Raw genomic sequence first — 12,903 nt, forward strand, 5'->3', positions numbered from 1 at the left:
CGATGAATCGCGCCCCTACGGGGGATCATTCCTCCGGCCCGAAGCACTTCAGGTAATCGGCGCAATATTCGCAACTCGGCGCGCGGCAGGCGTTGATGCCTTCACGTTCGCACAACTGCTTGTAGAGGAATCTCTTCCACTTCATGTCGTGCACGTTCTTCGCCGCGAGGGCAGGGAAGTTCTGCATCATCAGGCGGCTGAGGTGGTCGCGCGACCACAGGCCGAGGTCCTGCCACAGGTGGTCGCTGGCCATGCAGGCGGCGGTGACGATCCCGGCCATCCATTCTTCCGAGCTGTCCTTGAATGCGCGGTGTTCGAGCAGCAGCGCGAGGACGTCGTCGCGCTCCAGTGCGCGCGGATCGGGAACATTCTCCGTGCAGCGGATCACCAGTTCAACTCCGGGGAAGTGGTTCGTCAGCAGCTCAGAGAAGCCTTTTTCATCCAGGCTGAGTCCAGGCGGCAGCGCACCAATGCCATTGATCTGGCTGGAGATCATCTGCGCAAACAGTTCGTCGTTTGGCAGGCCCACCGCGTGCACCATCAGCTCAGCATACAAACCATTGGGCTGTGCGGGAGATTTCTGCGGAAGCATGACGTTGGGTTGCATGATGGAGTCCTCAGCCGCGCACCACGATGTCGCCGCCCAGCACCTGCGCCTGGCAGGCAAGGCGGTGGTCGCGGCCGGCCATGTTCTCCTGCAGTACCTTGTCTTCCAGCACCGAGCGTTCGCTCATGTGCTCCATGCCGGAGACGATGCGCACCATGCAGGTTCCGCATTCGCCCTCGCGGCAGCCGTAGGTGATGCCCGCGCCGATCTTTTCGGAAATCTCGATCAGGCGCGTTCCGGCAGGCACGGTGACGGTGAGGCCGAGTTTCTCGAAAGTGACGTTTGCTTTAGGCATGGCTGGCCTCCTCGGGTGGCGGGCAGGGTTCGGAACGATGGCACACCGGGCAGGGTTCTGTTTTCGGATGAGTATCGTTCAGGCCGATCCACGCATCTACGGCCTTGGCGTCGAAGCCGGCGCACAGCACGCCTTCCACTTCCATCAGCGGGCGACGGATCAGCAGCGGTTCGGAAAGCATCAGCTCCAGCGCTTCGATTTCGTCCAGCGCGGAAGGATCGACCTCGCCCGATTTCACGCGCGGCGCGGCCGGGTTGAACCACTGCGCTACCGGCAGTTTGCCGAAGAAGGCGAGCAACCGATCCGCAGTCCATTTCTCGGTGAGGATGTTCTTCGCCAGCACGGTGTGGCCGGACGCGGCCAGCCACACCTTCTGTCTGATGTTGTTGCCGCAGCCGGGCTTTTCGTAAAAGATCACCGTCGCCATGATTTTCGATCTCCTCAGGCCGCCAGCTTCTGTAACGTGATGCCGGTGAGCGAACCGGGCGGGTTCAGCGGCACGCCGTCTTCGTTGAGGATGGCGCCTTCGATGGGGCAGATGGTGGCGCACTGCGGGTCTTCGAAATCGCCCGCGCATTCCGTGCATTTGCTTGCGTCGATCAGGAAGTGCGGTTTCGCCTCGTAGATCGCCTTGCTCGGGCACAGCGGTTCGCAGGCCCAACAGCTGGTGCAGGATTCGATGATTTCGAGTGCCATGTCTATCTCCTCAGGCGACCTTTTGTTGTTCTGGTGGATTGGGTGCCAGCTTGCCCGCTACCCGCATCTCTTCGTATACCGCAGTCACGGCGTCTTCGATGGGTTCCATCGCGTGTTCGCCGTTGGGCTGGATACCGGCGGCTTCGAGCGGCCCCCAGGGTTCGTAGCCGACCTTGCTGCACAGCACCACTTCGCAGCCGACCAATACTCTCAAGGTCTTGTCCAGCGCGCTTTCGCCGTCGCCGCAGGTGTCGCCACCTTCGCAGTAGGGGATGGTCTTGCGGTGGCCGATGAAACGTACGCCGGAAGATGAAGCTTCATAGATCAGGAACTCGCCGGCGTGGCCGAAATGTTCGTTGATGATGCCGCCGCCCTTGGTGGCCACGGCCATCAGTACCGGACGCGCCCCTTCCTTGGTCTTGGTGCCCTGGATGCTGACCAGTTGTACCTTGGCTTCGCGTGCCAGACGCTTGCTCTCCAGCTCTTCATTGATGGCCGCATGCACCTCGGCGCGCATCTTCATCGCTTCAGGGTAGTCGATGTCCATCGATTCGATCTTGTCCAGCGTGAACTCGGCACCACGATCCTCGCCCAGCAAGCCCACCGCATCGGCTCGGCACTGTCGGCAGTGCCGCATCATGTTCATGTCGCCCTCGCAGGCATCCTGCAAGGCTTGCAGTTCCTCGTTGGTCGGACCGCGCTGGCCGGTGAGACCGTAGAAGGTTCCGTGTTCGGCTTCCGAAATGAGCGGCATCACGTTGTGCAGGAACGCACCCTTGGCCTTGACGATCTTCGAGACTTCTTCCAGATGCTTGTCGTTCACGCCGGGGATCATCACCGAGTTCACCTTGACCAGGATGCCCTTGGCCACCAGCATCTCCAGCCCTTTCTGTTGCTGCTCGATAAGTATCTCGGCCGCTTCGCGTCCCTTGATGCGCTTGTTCCTCCAGAAGATCCACGGATAGATCTGTGCGCCCACGTCGGGATCGACGCAGTTGATGGTGATGGTCACGTGGTCGATGTTGTACTTCGCCAGCTCTTCCACTTGTTCGGGCAGCGACAGGCCGTTGGTCGAAACGCACAGCTTGATGTCCGGCGCCTGTTCGGAAAGCATGCGGAACGTCTCGAATGTGCGTTCCGGGTTGGCCAGCGGATCGCCGGGGCCGGCGATGCCCAGCACCGACATCTGCGGAATGGTCGCCGCGACGGCCAGCACCTTCTTTACCGCCTGCACCGGTTTCAATACCTCGGACACCACCCCGGGGCGCGATTCGTTGGCGCAGTCGTATTTGCGGTTGCAGTAGTTGCACTGGATGTTGCACGCAGGGGCGACCGCCACGTGCATGCGCGCAAAGTAGTGGTGTGCTTCTTCGGAATAGCAGGGATGGTTGAACACCTTCTGGCGGATGTGCTCCGGCAGATGGCTCATCTGGTCGTCGGTCGAGCCGCACGAACCTGCGGAACATCCGCCTTTGGGGGCTTCGGCTGAGGCTTTATTGATGACTGGCAATTCCACGTTTGCTCCTTCATGGTGGGTCTGAAGGAATAAAAGCAAACTGCGTGCCCGGATAAAACGAGCTTTTAACCTGTTGTTTTATATGGGGCGTACGCCTGGGGTGCGCTCAACTGTTGCAAACGGCACATGACATCCGGCGGGGCTTGTGGGGAAGGCGACAAACGGCGCCGGATCGATGCGTGCATTCGTTTTCAATGTCCGTGCCCTATGCGGGATTGCCGTCCGAATCGAATTCCAGCACCGTCACGTCGCCGTCGATGTCGGTGATCTCGGCCTGCTTCAGCTTGCCGTTGCCGTGGTATTCGTAGTGGTGCGCGAGTTCGATCTCGCCGTAAGAGAACATGTCGAATCCGGTGATCCTTTCCTGCGCGTCAAAATAGCCGCGAAAGAAGGTATTGCGGTTTTGCACTTCGTGCTGCTCCAGCTCATTGACCAGCCGGAACGGCAGTCTGATGCCGGTATAAGTGACGAAATGGCGGATGGTCTCTGTCATGTTTGCGGTTCTCCGGATGGTTTGCAGAGTCGTTCGAATTCGTCCGGCGGCACCGGCCTGCCGAACATGTAGCCCTGAAAGCGGTTGCAGCCATACTGGATCAGGAATGCGAACTGGTCGTCGGTCTCCACGCCTTCCGCGACGATCTCCAGGCCGAAGTTGTTCGCGATGCTGATGATGGTGCGCACCATCACCGCGTTGCTCTTGTCCGAGGCGATGTCGCGCACGAAGGACTGGTCGATCTTGAGCTGCTCCAGCGGCAGCCGCTTGAGATAGGCCAGCGAGGAATAGCCGGTGCCGAAATCGTCCATTGCGAAGCGGATGCCGATGTCGCGCAGCTCCTGCATCTTCTCGATGGCCTCCTCGACATCGTCCAGGACGAAGCTCTCGGTCAGTTCCAGCTTGAGCCGCGAGGCGCGGATGCCGGTCTTTTCGATGGCATCCTTCACCTGTTCGACGAACCAGGGCTGGCTCAGTTGCCGCGGACTGACGTTGACGGACAGGCAGATTTTGCGCATCGCGGGCTCCATTTCCCACCGCTTGAGCTGTGCGCAGGCCTGTTCGATCACCCAGTCGCCGATGGGGATGATCATGCCGATCTCTTCCGCCAGCGGGATGAATTCGGCGGGAGAGACCATGCCGCGGCGCGGGTGCCGCCAACGGATCAGTGCCTCCGCGCCGACGATGCGTCCGGATTCGTCCACCTGCATCTGGTAGTAGAGCATCAGCTGATTCAGGCGGATCGAGGCGCGCAGGTCCTTTTCCAGTTCGGCGCGCTGTTCCATTTCGGCCTGCATCTCCGGATCGAAGAAGCACACCATGTTGCGGCCCGACGACTTGGCTTGGTACATCGCGAGGTCGGCCTGTTTCAGCACCTCGTCCAGGCTGTTCTGGTGGCCGCGGAACAGGCAGACGCCGATGCTGGGCGAGCTCTGGTGCTCGATATCCTTGAGCCGGTAAGGCTGGACGAGCTCGGCCCGGATCTTTTCGGCGATCAGTTCAGCCTGCGCCGCGGCATCCTGTTCGACGCCGCTCAGCGATTCCAGCGCCACGACGAATTCGTCCCCGCCGAGGCGCGCCACCGTATCGCCCTCGCGCACATTGCGCGTCAGCCGCCGGGCGACCTCTTTCAGCAGCAGGTCCCCGACGTCGTGCCCCTGCGTGTCGTTAAGCGTCTTGAAGTTGTCCAGGTCGATGAACATCACGGCCCCGTGCTTGCCGCTACGCGCGCTGATGGCCATGCTTTGCAGCAGGCGTTCGTGCAGCAGCCGGCGGTTGGGCAGCTGCGTCAGCGCATCGTAGAACGCGAGGCGATGGATCTCCTCCTCGGACTGCTTGCGTATCGTGATGTCCTGCACCATGAACAGCACGACATGCTCCTCGCCCATGTGCGCCAGCGAAATGTCGGCCAGGAAGGAACGCATCTTCCCGCCGATGGGGCGGTCGAATCCGTGCTCGTTGCAATGTTTCCCGCTTGTGATGACCTTGACGATCTTTTCGTCGAGGGCGGGGACATCGAGGAACGCGCCCAGCGTCCTGTTGCGCCATGACTCGTTGCCGGTGAGCTCGAACATCTGCAGCACGGCGTTGTTCACCAGCCGGATGCGGCTTTGAGCGTCCAGCACGATGAAGCCGATAGGCATGCTGCTGACGATCTGTTCGGTGTAGCTTCGGGCCAGCGTCAGCGCCTTGTGTTCGGCATGGAAATAGGTGTCCAGCGCCAGCCCCATGTCGAAGAACACCACCTTCAGCAGCGCGCGGCAGGCGTCCAGCGCGAGCCTGGGCGAGTCGGCGTGATGCTCCAGCACCAGCGGCATGACCTCGCTGAGATACTTGCAATAGGCGCTCATGTACCACTTGGGCGTCAGACCGACGCGCTGATGCACCACGCCGATATGCAGGCGGTTCTCCACATAGGCGCGGTCGTAGCGGCCCTCGGTCAGCTGGCTGAAATACGTCATCTGCGACTGTTTCATCCGCGCCAGCTTGGCCTCGTCGCCCAGCAGCGGACGTATTTCCGGAAAGAGCTGCAGGTGGTCGTAAAACGCCTCGATCAGCCTTTCGCGCTGGCCTTCAAGTATGCCGTGCAGGGACTGGAGCATGGCTGCATCGTGTTCGTCGAATGACAGGAAGGCTTGCCGTTGTGTGATCTCGTCGTCATCGATACCGATCTCGGCCAGCAGGGACGGTTGGGTGTGCACGTTCAAATCTGTTTCACCTTGATGTTCAGCGTCTGGATGCGGTAGGCGATCTGGCGCGGGGTCATGTCGAGCAGGCGCGCGGCCTTGGCCTGCACCCAGCCGGCTTGTTCCAGCGCGGCGATGACGCGTTCGCGTTCGTCGAGGTTGGGGTCGTCGAGGTCCAGCGTCTGGATCGCGCCCCGGCTCGCCGATATCTTTTCGTCGATGCCGGTGAGCAGGATGGCGTCGCGGTCTATGGTGTCGCCTTCGGTCATCACTGCGGCGCGCTCCAGGCAGTTCTCCAGCTCGCGCACGTTGCCCGGCCAGTCGTGGTGCATCAGCACGCGCAGCGCGGTGTCGGTAAGACCGAGCTGGCGGCCTTGCCCCGTGCCGACCTTCTCCACCAGGAAGCGCGCGATTTCCGGGATATCTTCCATGCGCTCGCGCAGCGGCGGCAGGTAAAGCGGCATGACGTTGAGGCGGTAGTACAAGTCCTCGCGGAAGCGGCCGGCTTCGACCTCGGCCTCCAGGTCGCGGTGGGTGGCGGCGACCACGCGCACGTCGACCTTGATGGTCTGCGTGCCGCCGACGCGTTCCAGCTCGCCCTCCTGCAGCACGCGCAGCAGCTTGGCCTGGAACGAGGCGGAGATCTCGCCGATCTCGTCGAGGAACACCGTGCCACCCTCGGCCTGCTCGAAGCGTCCCTTGCGCTGCGCCACCGCGCCGGTGAACGCACCTTTCTCGTGGCCGAACAGTTCGCTTTCCAGTAGGGTCTCGGGCAGCGCCGCGCAGTTGAGCTTGACGTAGTTGCCTCGCGCGCGCGGCGAGTTGTAATGGATGGCGTTGGCGATCAGCTCCTTGCCGGTGCCGGTCTCGCCGCGGATCAGCACGGTGGTGTTCCACTTCGCCACCAGCCGAACCTGCTCGAAGATGCGGCGCATCGACTGGGTATGACCGATGATGTTGTCGAAGCCGTACTGCCCGCGCACGGTGCGGCGCAGCACGTCGCGCTCCTCGGTCAGTTCGCGCTTCTCCTGCGCCACGTCCTGCGACAGACGAACGCTCTGGCCGATCAGGTTGGCGACCATCTCCAGGAAGCGCTCGTATTCGTTGAGCAGTATCTCCGCGCCTGGCGCCGGCTGCGCCGCGAGCACGCCCACCACCTTCTTGCCGACGCGGATCGGCACGCCGACGAAGGCGCCCATCGGGTTGTAGATGCCGAGGCGGGAGAGGAAGCGCGGCTCGTCCATGATGCGCTCCACCGCGATGCTGTTGCCGGTCTTCAGGATGGAGCCGACCACGCCCTCGCCGGGCAGATAGCTGACCTCCTCGGTGATGGTATCGGACACGCCGTACACCAGTGACACCTGAAGCTCTCCGCTCTCCGCGTCCATCAGGCTGACCATGCCGCGCTCCAGCCCGACGCCGTCGTGCAGCGCGTGCAGCACGCCGTCCAGCGTCTGCTTGAAATCGAGCGAGCGCGACAGCACGCGGCTCACCTGGTACAGCGTCTCCAGCTCGGTGCGCAGCATCTCGAGTTCGAGCTCGGACCAGCCTTCGCGCAGTGCGTTGGTATCGTGCTCAACCATGATGTTCTCCCGAGCGTGGCAGTTGCACGCGCACGCGGCAGCCGTTGCGGTAGTCTGGGTCGATGTCGATGGCCCCTCCGTGGTGCGTCGCGACCTCCTGCGCCATTGCCAGGCCGAGGCCCAGATGCTGCCTTGCCGCGCCCTTGGTGGTGAAGAATGGCTGGAATACCTTGTAGCGCAGTTCTTCGGCGATGCCGGGGCCGCTGTCCTCGACGTACACCTCGATGCAATCCGGCCGCGTCATGCAGGCGATGCGCAGTTCGCGCCGTCCGCTGCGCCGCTCGTTGATCGCTTCGATGGCGTTGGCGACGAGCTGTTTGAACAGGTTAGTCAGTTGCGCCGGATGGCCGTGCACCACGGCAGACACATCCGACGGCAGCCATTCCACCACGATGCCCGCGCCGAGCAGGCTGGCGGTGGCGAGCTTGAGCACGTCCGGCAATATCTCGTTGAGGTTGGTAGGCTGCATCGCCTCGCCGTCCTGGCTCGGGATGCAGGCGCGCAAGGTTTCCAGCGCCTCGCGGCTCTTCTTCATGGCTTCTTCCAGCGCATTGACGGCAGGCAGTTCGCTGCCCGCGTCGCGGCGGCGTTCCAGCATGTTGGCGACGGCGCTCAGCATGTTGAGCGGTTCTTCCAGCTGGTAGACCGCGCCCGCCAGCGTCTCACGTAGCCCCTGCACGCGCTCCTGTTCCGCCAGCAGCGCGCGCAGGCCGTTGATGCGTATCGTCTCCTGCTGCTGCTTGAGTTCGCCGATGTCCTGGATGGTGAGCAGCAGGTAATGGCGGCGCAGCGGTTCGTAGAAGGCATCCGCGCCGGCATCCTGTTCCTCGAACCAGGACACCGAGCAGGAGAACCAGCGCGAAGCCCGCTTCGGCAGCTCGATGCACACCTCGCGCGCGGCGATGTTGCGGTGTTTGTCATAGGCCTTCGCGAATGCTTCCCCCATCTGCTCGCGCAGAGCGGCGAGCAGCTTCACGGCAGGTTCCTTGCCGAGGTCGCCGATCAGTTTCTTGTATTCCTGGTTGTCGAGCAGCACGTGTTCACGCTCGTCGAGCAGCACGATCGCGACCTGCGCCGCATCCACCACCGATTCGATCAGGGTCTTCTGGTTCTGCACCTGACGTTCTAGCCGGTGCACCTCGGTGACGTCGCGGTGCATGCCGAGGTAATGCGTGGTGTTGCCGTCCTCGTCCACCACCGGCGAGATGGTCAGGTCGGCGAGATAGCGGCTGCCATCCTTGCGCCGGTTTACCAGCAGGCCGTTCCATGGGCGCTGCCGCTTGATCTGAGCCCACATGGTTTCGTACACCAGCTTGGGCGTGACGCGGTAGGACAGGATGGACTCGTTGTTCCCCACCAGTTCCTGCTGCTCGTAGCCGCTGGTGCGCTGGAATGATGGGTTGGCGTACAGGATGTTGGCGTCCCCGTCGGTGATGGAGATCGCCAGCGCGGATTGCTCCACTGCCTGGCGGAAAATGTGCGCCGGCAAGGCGTCGCCTGTTTCTGCGGGCGTATTCGGTGCGGCGGGTTGCTTGGCCATGATGGCTCCGGTTCTTGGTGACACAAGCAATTCAGCAATATCCATGCCGCAGATTTTCTGTTTTCTCTCAATGCAGGCCCGTTGTCGCGTTTGCGACATCGGTGCATGTGTCGCCCCGACAACGACAAAGGTTTTTTGCACCCCATTGGTGCGCTCATGCATCAAGCGCCTGATTTTGTGTGCCTCCGTTTCGTGTGTGGGCGCTGGCATGACGTTTGCAACAGAAGGGGCAGGAGATGATCGATATGAGCGAATACCTGTTGCTGTTGCTGAGTACCGTGCTGGTGAACAACGTGGTGCTGGTGAAGTTTTTGGGGCTGTGCCCGTTCATGGGCATTTCCAAGAAGGTCGATACCGCGCTCAGCATGGGGCTGGCCACGACCTTTGTGATGACCATGGCCTCGGCGTCCTGCTGGATGCTGGAGCACTGGCTGCTGGTGCCGCTTGGCATGCTGTATCTGCGCATCCTCGTCTACATCCTGGTCATCGCCGTCGTGGTGCAGTTCACCGAGATGGTGGTGCGCAAGACCAATCCGGCGCTGTACCAGGTGCTGGGTATCTACCTGCCGCTCATCACCACCAACTGCGCAGTGCTGGGCATTCCGCTATTGACCACGCAAGAGAAGCTGCCCTTTGTGGAAAGTCTGTTGTACGGCTTCGGTTCGGCTGCGGGTTTCACCCTGGTGCTGGTGCTATTCGCCGGGCTGCGCGAGCGCTTGGCATTGGCGCAGGTGCCGCCCGCATTCTGTGGCGCGCCGATCGGCTTTATCACCGCCAGCCTGTTGGCCTTGGCCTTCATGGGTTTTGCCGGACTTGTTTAACGGGAGAAAGAAATGTTCATCGCTGTCGTCAGTCTGACTCTTCTCGGTTCGGCCATGGGGCTGTTCCTCGGCTATGCCGCGCGCCGCCTCGAAGTGGAGGGTAATCCGCTGGTTGCCGAGATACAGGCCATCCTGCCTGGGTCGCAGTGCGGGCAATGCGGCTTCCCCGGATGCGCGGGTGCGGCGCAGGCATTGGCGGATCGCAATGCACCCATCACGCTGTGCCCGCCCGGCGGCCGTGCGGTGGTGCAGGCGCTGGCAGCTAAACTGGGGGTCGAAGCCAATCTGTCCGACGTGAAAGACAGCGTGCCGATGATGGCCGAGGTGAAGGAAGAAATCTGCATCGGCTGTACGCGCTGTTTCAAGGTCTGTCCCACCGACGCCATCATGGGTGCTGCGCAGCAGATCCATGTGGTGTTCCGCGAGGCGTGCACCGCCTGCGGCAAATGCGAAGAGGTGTGCCCGACCGAGTCGATCAAGTTGCAGCCCATCCCGGTGACGCTGCAATCGTGGCACTGGCATAAACCACAGACAGGGAGTGCAGCATGACAACACGGCGCGTAGCGACTTGTTGCGGCGCAGGCTTACCTTCAGGTAACGCCGTAGCCAAACTGTTCAATCTGCGCGGCGGCGTGCATCCGGAGGGCCGCAAGGAGTTGTCGGCGGACCGTCCCATCCGTTCGTTGCCGTTGCCCAGGCGACTATATGTTTCTTTGCAGCAGCACATCGGCGCACCGGCGATACCCATGGTGAACGTCGGCGACCAGGTGCTGAAAGGCCAGCTCATTGCGGCGGCGCAAGGCGCGGTGTCCTCATCCATCCATGCGCCGACATCCGGCGTGATCGTTGCGCTGGGCGACCATCCAGCGCCGCATCCTTCCGGTTTGCCGGTGCCGACCATCACGCTGGAAAGCGACGGCGAAGATCGGTGGATCGAGATGGAAGCGGTGGCCGATCCGTTCGAACTTTCCCCGGAAGACATCGCCGCGCGCGTCGGTGCTGCAGGCATCGTCGGTCTGGGCGGTGCGACTTTCCCGGCTGCATTGAAACTCAATCTCAGCCGCAGCAGCGGCGTGCAGACGCTCATCATGAACGGCGGCGAATGCGAACCCTATCTCACCTGCGACGACCACATCATGCGCGAACGCGCGGTTCAGATCGTCGAGGGCATCCGCCTGATCGCCTACGCCGTCGCAGCGAAAGAAGTACTGGTCGGTATCGAGGACAACAAGCCGGAAGCCATCGCCGCGATGCAGGCTGCGGCGAGGGGCAGCGCGGTGCAGGTGGTGGCGATGCCCAGCATGTACCCGATGGGTTCGGAGAAGCAGATCATCCAGGTGCTCACCGGCAAGGAGATTCCCGCAGGCGGACGTCCCGCCGACATCGGCGTGCTGGTGCACAACGTCGCGACTGCCTTTGCCGTGCAGCAGGCGATCCGTTACGGGAGGCCGTTGATCTCGCGCATCGCCACCGTCAGCGGCGGCGCGATCAGGCAGCCGTGCAATCTGGAAGTCTTGATCGGCACCCCCGTGCAGGAGTTGATCGAGTACACCGGCGGCTATACCCAGCCTGCGGCACGCCTGGTGCTGGGCGGGCCGATGATGGGGCAGCAGTTCACCAATACCGCAGTGCCGGTGGTGAAGGGCACCAGCGGCGTACTCGCGCTGACGGCAAAAGAGATCGGGCAGACGGAAGCTTCGCCATGCATCCGCTGTTCGACCTGCGTTCGTGCTTGTCCGGTCGGTTTGTTGCCGCTGGAGATGGCGGCGCATATCCGCGCTTCCGACTTGTCCGGTGCGGTCGATCTGGGACTCAAGGATTGCATCTCCTGCGGTTCATGCTCATATGTCTGTCCGGCGCACATCCCACTGGTGCATTTCTTCAACTACGCCAAAGGCGACCTCGCCACGCAGGAACGCGCCAAGCTGAAACAGGAAGCCACGAAGAAACTGGCGGACGCGCGCAACGAGCGCATGGCCCGCATCGAGCGAGAACGCGCCGAAGCGGCGGCGAAGCGCAAGGCGGCGCGTGAAGCCAAAGAGCGCGCCGCGAAGGAAGCCGCCCAGAAAGCCCAAGATCAAGCTGCAACGGAGACCGCATGAATCCCATCGCCCATTCCCCGCACGCGCACGCACCCGTTTCCATAGGCAAGGTGATGGGAACGGTGATGCTTGCGCTCACGCCCGCCACGTTTTTCGGTTTCTGGCTGTACGGCTGGCCTGCGATCAATCTGTGGGCGGTGTCGCTGATCGCAGCCATCGTCGGCGAAGCCTTCGCAGTACGTCTGCAAGGACGTGCCGTGCGTCCCGCACTGATGGACGGTTCCGGCATCTTGACCGCGTGGCTGCTGGCGATCTCCCTACCGCCGTTCGCGCCCTGGTGGATTGCCGTGCTGGGCAGCCTGTTCGCGGTCGTTATCGGCAAACAGGTATTCGGCGGGCTGGGGCAGAACGTGTTCAATCCGGCGATGGCGGCGCGCGTGATGCTGCTGATCTCTTTCCCGCTGGAGATGACCACCTGGGTCGCACCCGCACCATTCGGTTCGGCGCACGCGCCGGGCCTGCTGGAAAGCCTGCGCATAACCTTTCTCAGCCAGCCACTGGACGGCATGGCCAGTGCTTCGCTGCTCGGCCATGTGAAGACCGAGTTCACACGCGGTATCGGACTGGAACAGGCGCTTACTGGTTACTACTCGCCGATGGATATGCTGTGGGGCAGCCGTGCGGGCAGTCTGGGCGAAACGGCTGCGGTGTTGCTGCTGGCAGGCGGATTGTTCCTCATCGCGCGCCGCATCATCACCTGGCATGCGCCGGTCGCCATGCTGCTCGGGGTGGCCGTGCCTGCGCTGCTGTTCAACACCATCGACGGAAACCATTACGCCGGGCCTATGTACCACCTGCTCTCCGGCGGCCTGATGCTGGCGGCGTTCTTTATCGTCACCGATCCGGTGACTTCGCCCAACACCGCGCTGGGGCAATTCATCTTCGGTTTGGGCTGCGGCCTGCTGACCTGGATCATCCGCACCTGGGGCGGCTATCCAGAAGGCGTGGCGTTCGCCGTAATGATCATGAATACCGTGTCGCCGCTGATCGACCAATACGTCAAGCCGCGCATCTATGGACGCGACCGCAAGGGCGCAGCGATGCCCGTGAAAAAGGAGGCGTGA

The 12,903-nt window shown here is 62.5% G+C and carries 13 protein-coding genes; 4 read left to right on the forward strand and 9 right to left on the reverse strand.

The features are described from left to right. Positions 1-25: 25 nt before the first annotated feature. The 9 genes from FGKAn22_RS05370 to nifL all read right to left on the reverse strand — a co-directional run bounded on the left by FGKAn22_RS05370 (position 26) and on the right by nifL (position 8,916). Positions 26-607, reverse strand: coding sequence for a nitrogen fixation protein NifQ (locus FGKAn22_RS05370; RefSeq protein WP_246487468.1), 582 nt, complete (start codon positions 605-607; stop codon positions 26-28). A 10-nt stretch (positions 608-617) separates the two neighbouring features. Beyond that, positions 618-902: a 2Fe-2S iron-sulfur cluster-binding protein gene (locus FGKAn22_RS05375; RefSeq protein WP_212786935.1), complete on the reverse strand. Its 285-nt coding sequence runs from the start codon at positions 900-902 to the stop codon at positions 618-620. Further along, positions 895-1,329, reverse strand: coding sequence for an ArsC/Spx/MgsR family protein (locus FGKAn22_RS05380; RefSeq protein ID WP_212786936.1), 435 nt, complete (start codon positions 1,327-1,329; stop codon positions 895-897). Before FGKAn22_RS05380 ends, FGKAn22_RS05375 begins: the two co-directional genes overlap by 8 nt. 14 nt (positions 1,330-1,343) lie before the next feature. After that, a complete protein-coding gene (locus FGKAn22_RS05385) occupies positions 1,344-1,598 on the reverse strand; it encodes a 4Fe-4S dicluster domain-containing protein (protein ID WP_212786937.1) in 255 nt (84 codons plus the stop codon). Between the two features lie 10 nt (positions 1,599-1,608). Continuing rightward, entirely contained in the window at positions 1,609-3,114 is a 1,506-nt protein-coding gene (nifB, locus tag FGKAn22_RS05390; RefSeq protein WP_212786938.1) for a nitrogenase cofactor biosynthesis protein NifB, read from the reverse strand. Between the two features lie 205 nt (positions 3,115-3,319). Next, positions 3,320-3,607, reverse strand: a complete 288-nt coding sequence (locus FGKAn22_RS05395) for a DUF6156 family protein (protein WP_212786939.1) — start codon at positions 3,605-3,607, stop codon at positions 3,320-3,322. Then, the gene (locus tag FGKAn22_RS05400; RefSeq protein ID WP_246487484.1) at positions 3,604-5,808 is read right to left on the reverse strand and encodes an EAL domain-containing protein; all 2,205 of its coding nucleotides are present in this window, start codon (positions 5,806-5,808) and stop codon (positions 3,604-3,606) included. The genes FGKAn22_RS05395 and FGKAn22_RS05400 overlap by 4 nt, the downstream gene beginning before the upstream one ends. A 2-nt stretch (positions 5,809-5,810) precedes the next feature. Next, positions 5,811-7,376, reverse strand: coding sequence for a nif-specific transcriptional activator NifA (gene nifA / locus FGKAn22_RS05405; protein WP_212786941.1), 1,566 nt, complete (start codon positions 7,374-7,376; stop codon positions 5,811-5,813). After that, positions 7,369-8,916 (reverse strand): nitrogen fixation negative regulator NifL, encoded by a 1,548-nt coding sequence (gene nifL / locus FGKAn22_RS05410; RefSeq protein ID WP_212786942.1) that lies wholly within the window; start codon positions 8,914-8,916, stop codon positions 7,369-7,371. Before nifL ends, nifA begins: the two co-directional genes overlap by 8 nt. Before the next feature lie 245 nt (positions 8,917-9,161). On the opposite strand from nifL, the gene rsxA reads away from it, so the two are divergent. From rsxA to FGKAn22_RS05430, 4 genes are read left to right on the forward strand one after another with little or no spacing between them, the layout of a single operon-like run. Next, entirely contained in the window at positions 9,162-9,737 is a 576-nt protein-coding gene (gene rsxA / locus FGKAn22_RS05415; RefSeq protein WP_212786943.1) for an electron transport complex subunit RsxA, read from the forward strand. 12 nt (positions 9,738-9,749) lie between these two features. After that, positions 9,750-10,286 (forward strand): RnfABCDGE type electron transport complex subunit B, encoded by a 537-nt coding sequence (locus tag FGKAn22_RS05420; protein ID WP_212786944.1) that lies wholly within the window; start codon positions 9,750-9,752, stop codon positions 10,284-10,286. Continuing rightward, the gene (rsxC, locus tag FGKAn22_RS05425; protein WP_212786945.1) at positions 10,283-11,839 is read left to right on the forward strand and encodes an electron transport complex subunit RsxC; all 1,557 of its coding nucleotides are present in this window, start codon (positions 10,283-10,285) and stop codon (positions 11,837-11,839) included. Before FGKAn22_RS05420 ends, rsxC begins: the two co-directional genes overlap by 4 nt. After that, a complete protein-coding gene (locus tag FGKAn22_RS05430) occupies positions 11,836-12,903 on the forward strand; it encodes an RnfABCDGE type electron transport complex subunit D (protein ID WP_212786946.1) in 1,068 nt (355 codons plus the stop codon). Before rsxC ends, FGKAn22_RS05430 begins: the two co-directional genes overlap by 4 nt.

The organism is Ferrigenium kumadai (genome assembly GCF_018324385.1).
Lineage (GTDB): Bacteria > Pseudomonadota > Gammaproteobacteria > Burkholderiales > Gallionellaceae > Gallionella > Gallionella kumadai.

Coding starts and splice junctions, on each gene's coding strand:
- FGKAn22_RS05370 (WP_246487468.1), bottom strand. CDS start 607: ATGCAACCCAACGTCATGCTTCCGCAGAAATCTCCCGCACAGCCCAAT.
- FGKAn22_RS05375 (WP_212786935.1), bottom strand. CDS start 902: ATGCCTAAAGCAAACGTCACTTTCGAGAAACTCGGCCTCACCGTCACC.
- FGKAn22_RS05380 (WP_212786936.1), bottom strand. CDS start 1,329: ATGGCGACGGTGATCTTTTACGAAAAGCCCGGCTGCGGCAACAACATC.
- FGKAn22_RS05385 (WP_212786937.1), bottom strand. CDS start 1,598: ATGGCACTCGAAATCATCGAATCCTGCACCAGCTGTTGGGCCTGCGAA.
- FGKAn22_RS05395 (WP_212786939.1), bottom strand. CDS start 3,607: ATGACAGAGACCATCCGCCATTTCGTCACTTATACCGGCATCAGACTG.
- nifA (WP_212786941.1), bottom strand. CDS start 7,376: ATGGTTGAGCACGATACCAACGCACTGCGCGAAGGCTGGTCCGAGCTC.
- nifL (WP_212786942.1), bottom strand. CDS start 8,916: ATGGCCAAGCAACCCGCCGCACCGAATACGCCCGCAGAAACAGGCGAC.
- rsxA (WP_212786943.1), top strand. CDS start 9,162: ATGAGCGAATACCTGTTGCTGTTGCTGAGTACCGTGCTGGTGAACAAC.
- FGKAn22_RS05420 (WP_212786944.1), top strand. CDS start 9,750: ATGTTCATCGCTGTCGTCAGTCTGACTCTTCTCGGTTCGGCCATGGGG.
- rsxC (WP_212786945.1), top strand. CDS start 10,283: ATGACAACACGGCGCGTAGCGACTTGTTGCGGCGCAGGCTTACCTTCA.
- FGKAn22_RS05430 (WP_212786946.1), top strand. CDS start 11,836: ATGAATCCCATCGCCCATTCCCCGCACGCGCACGCACCCGTTTCCATA.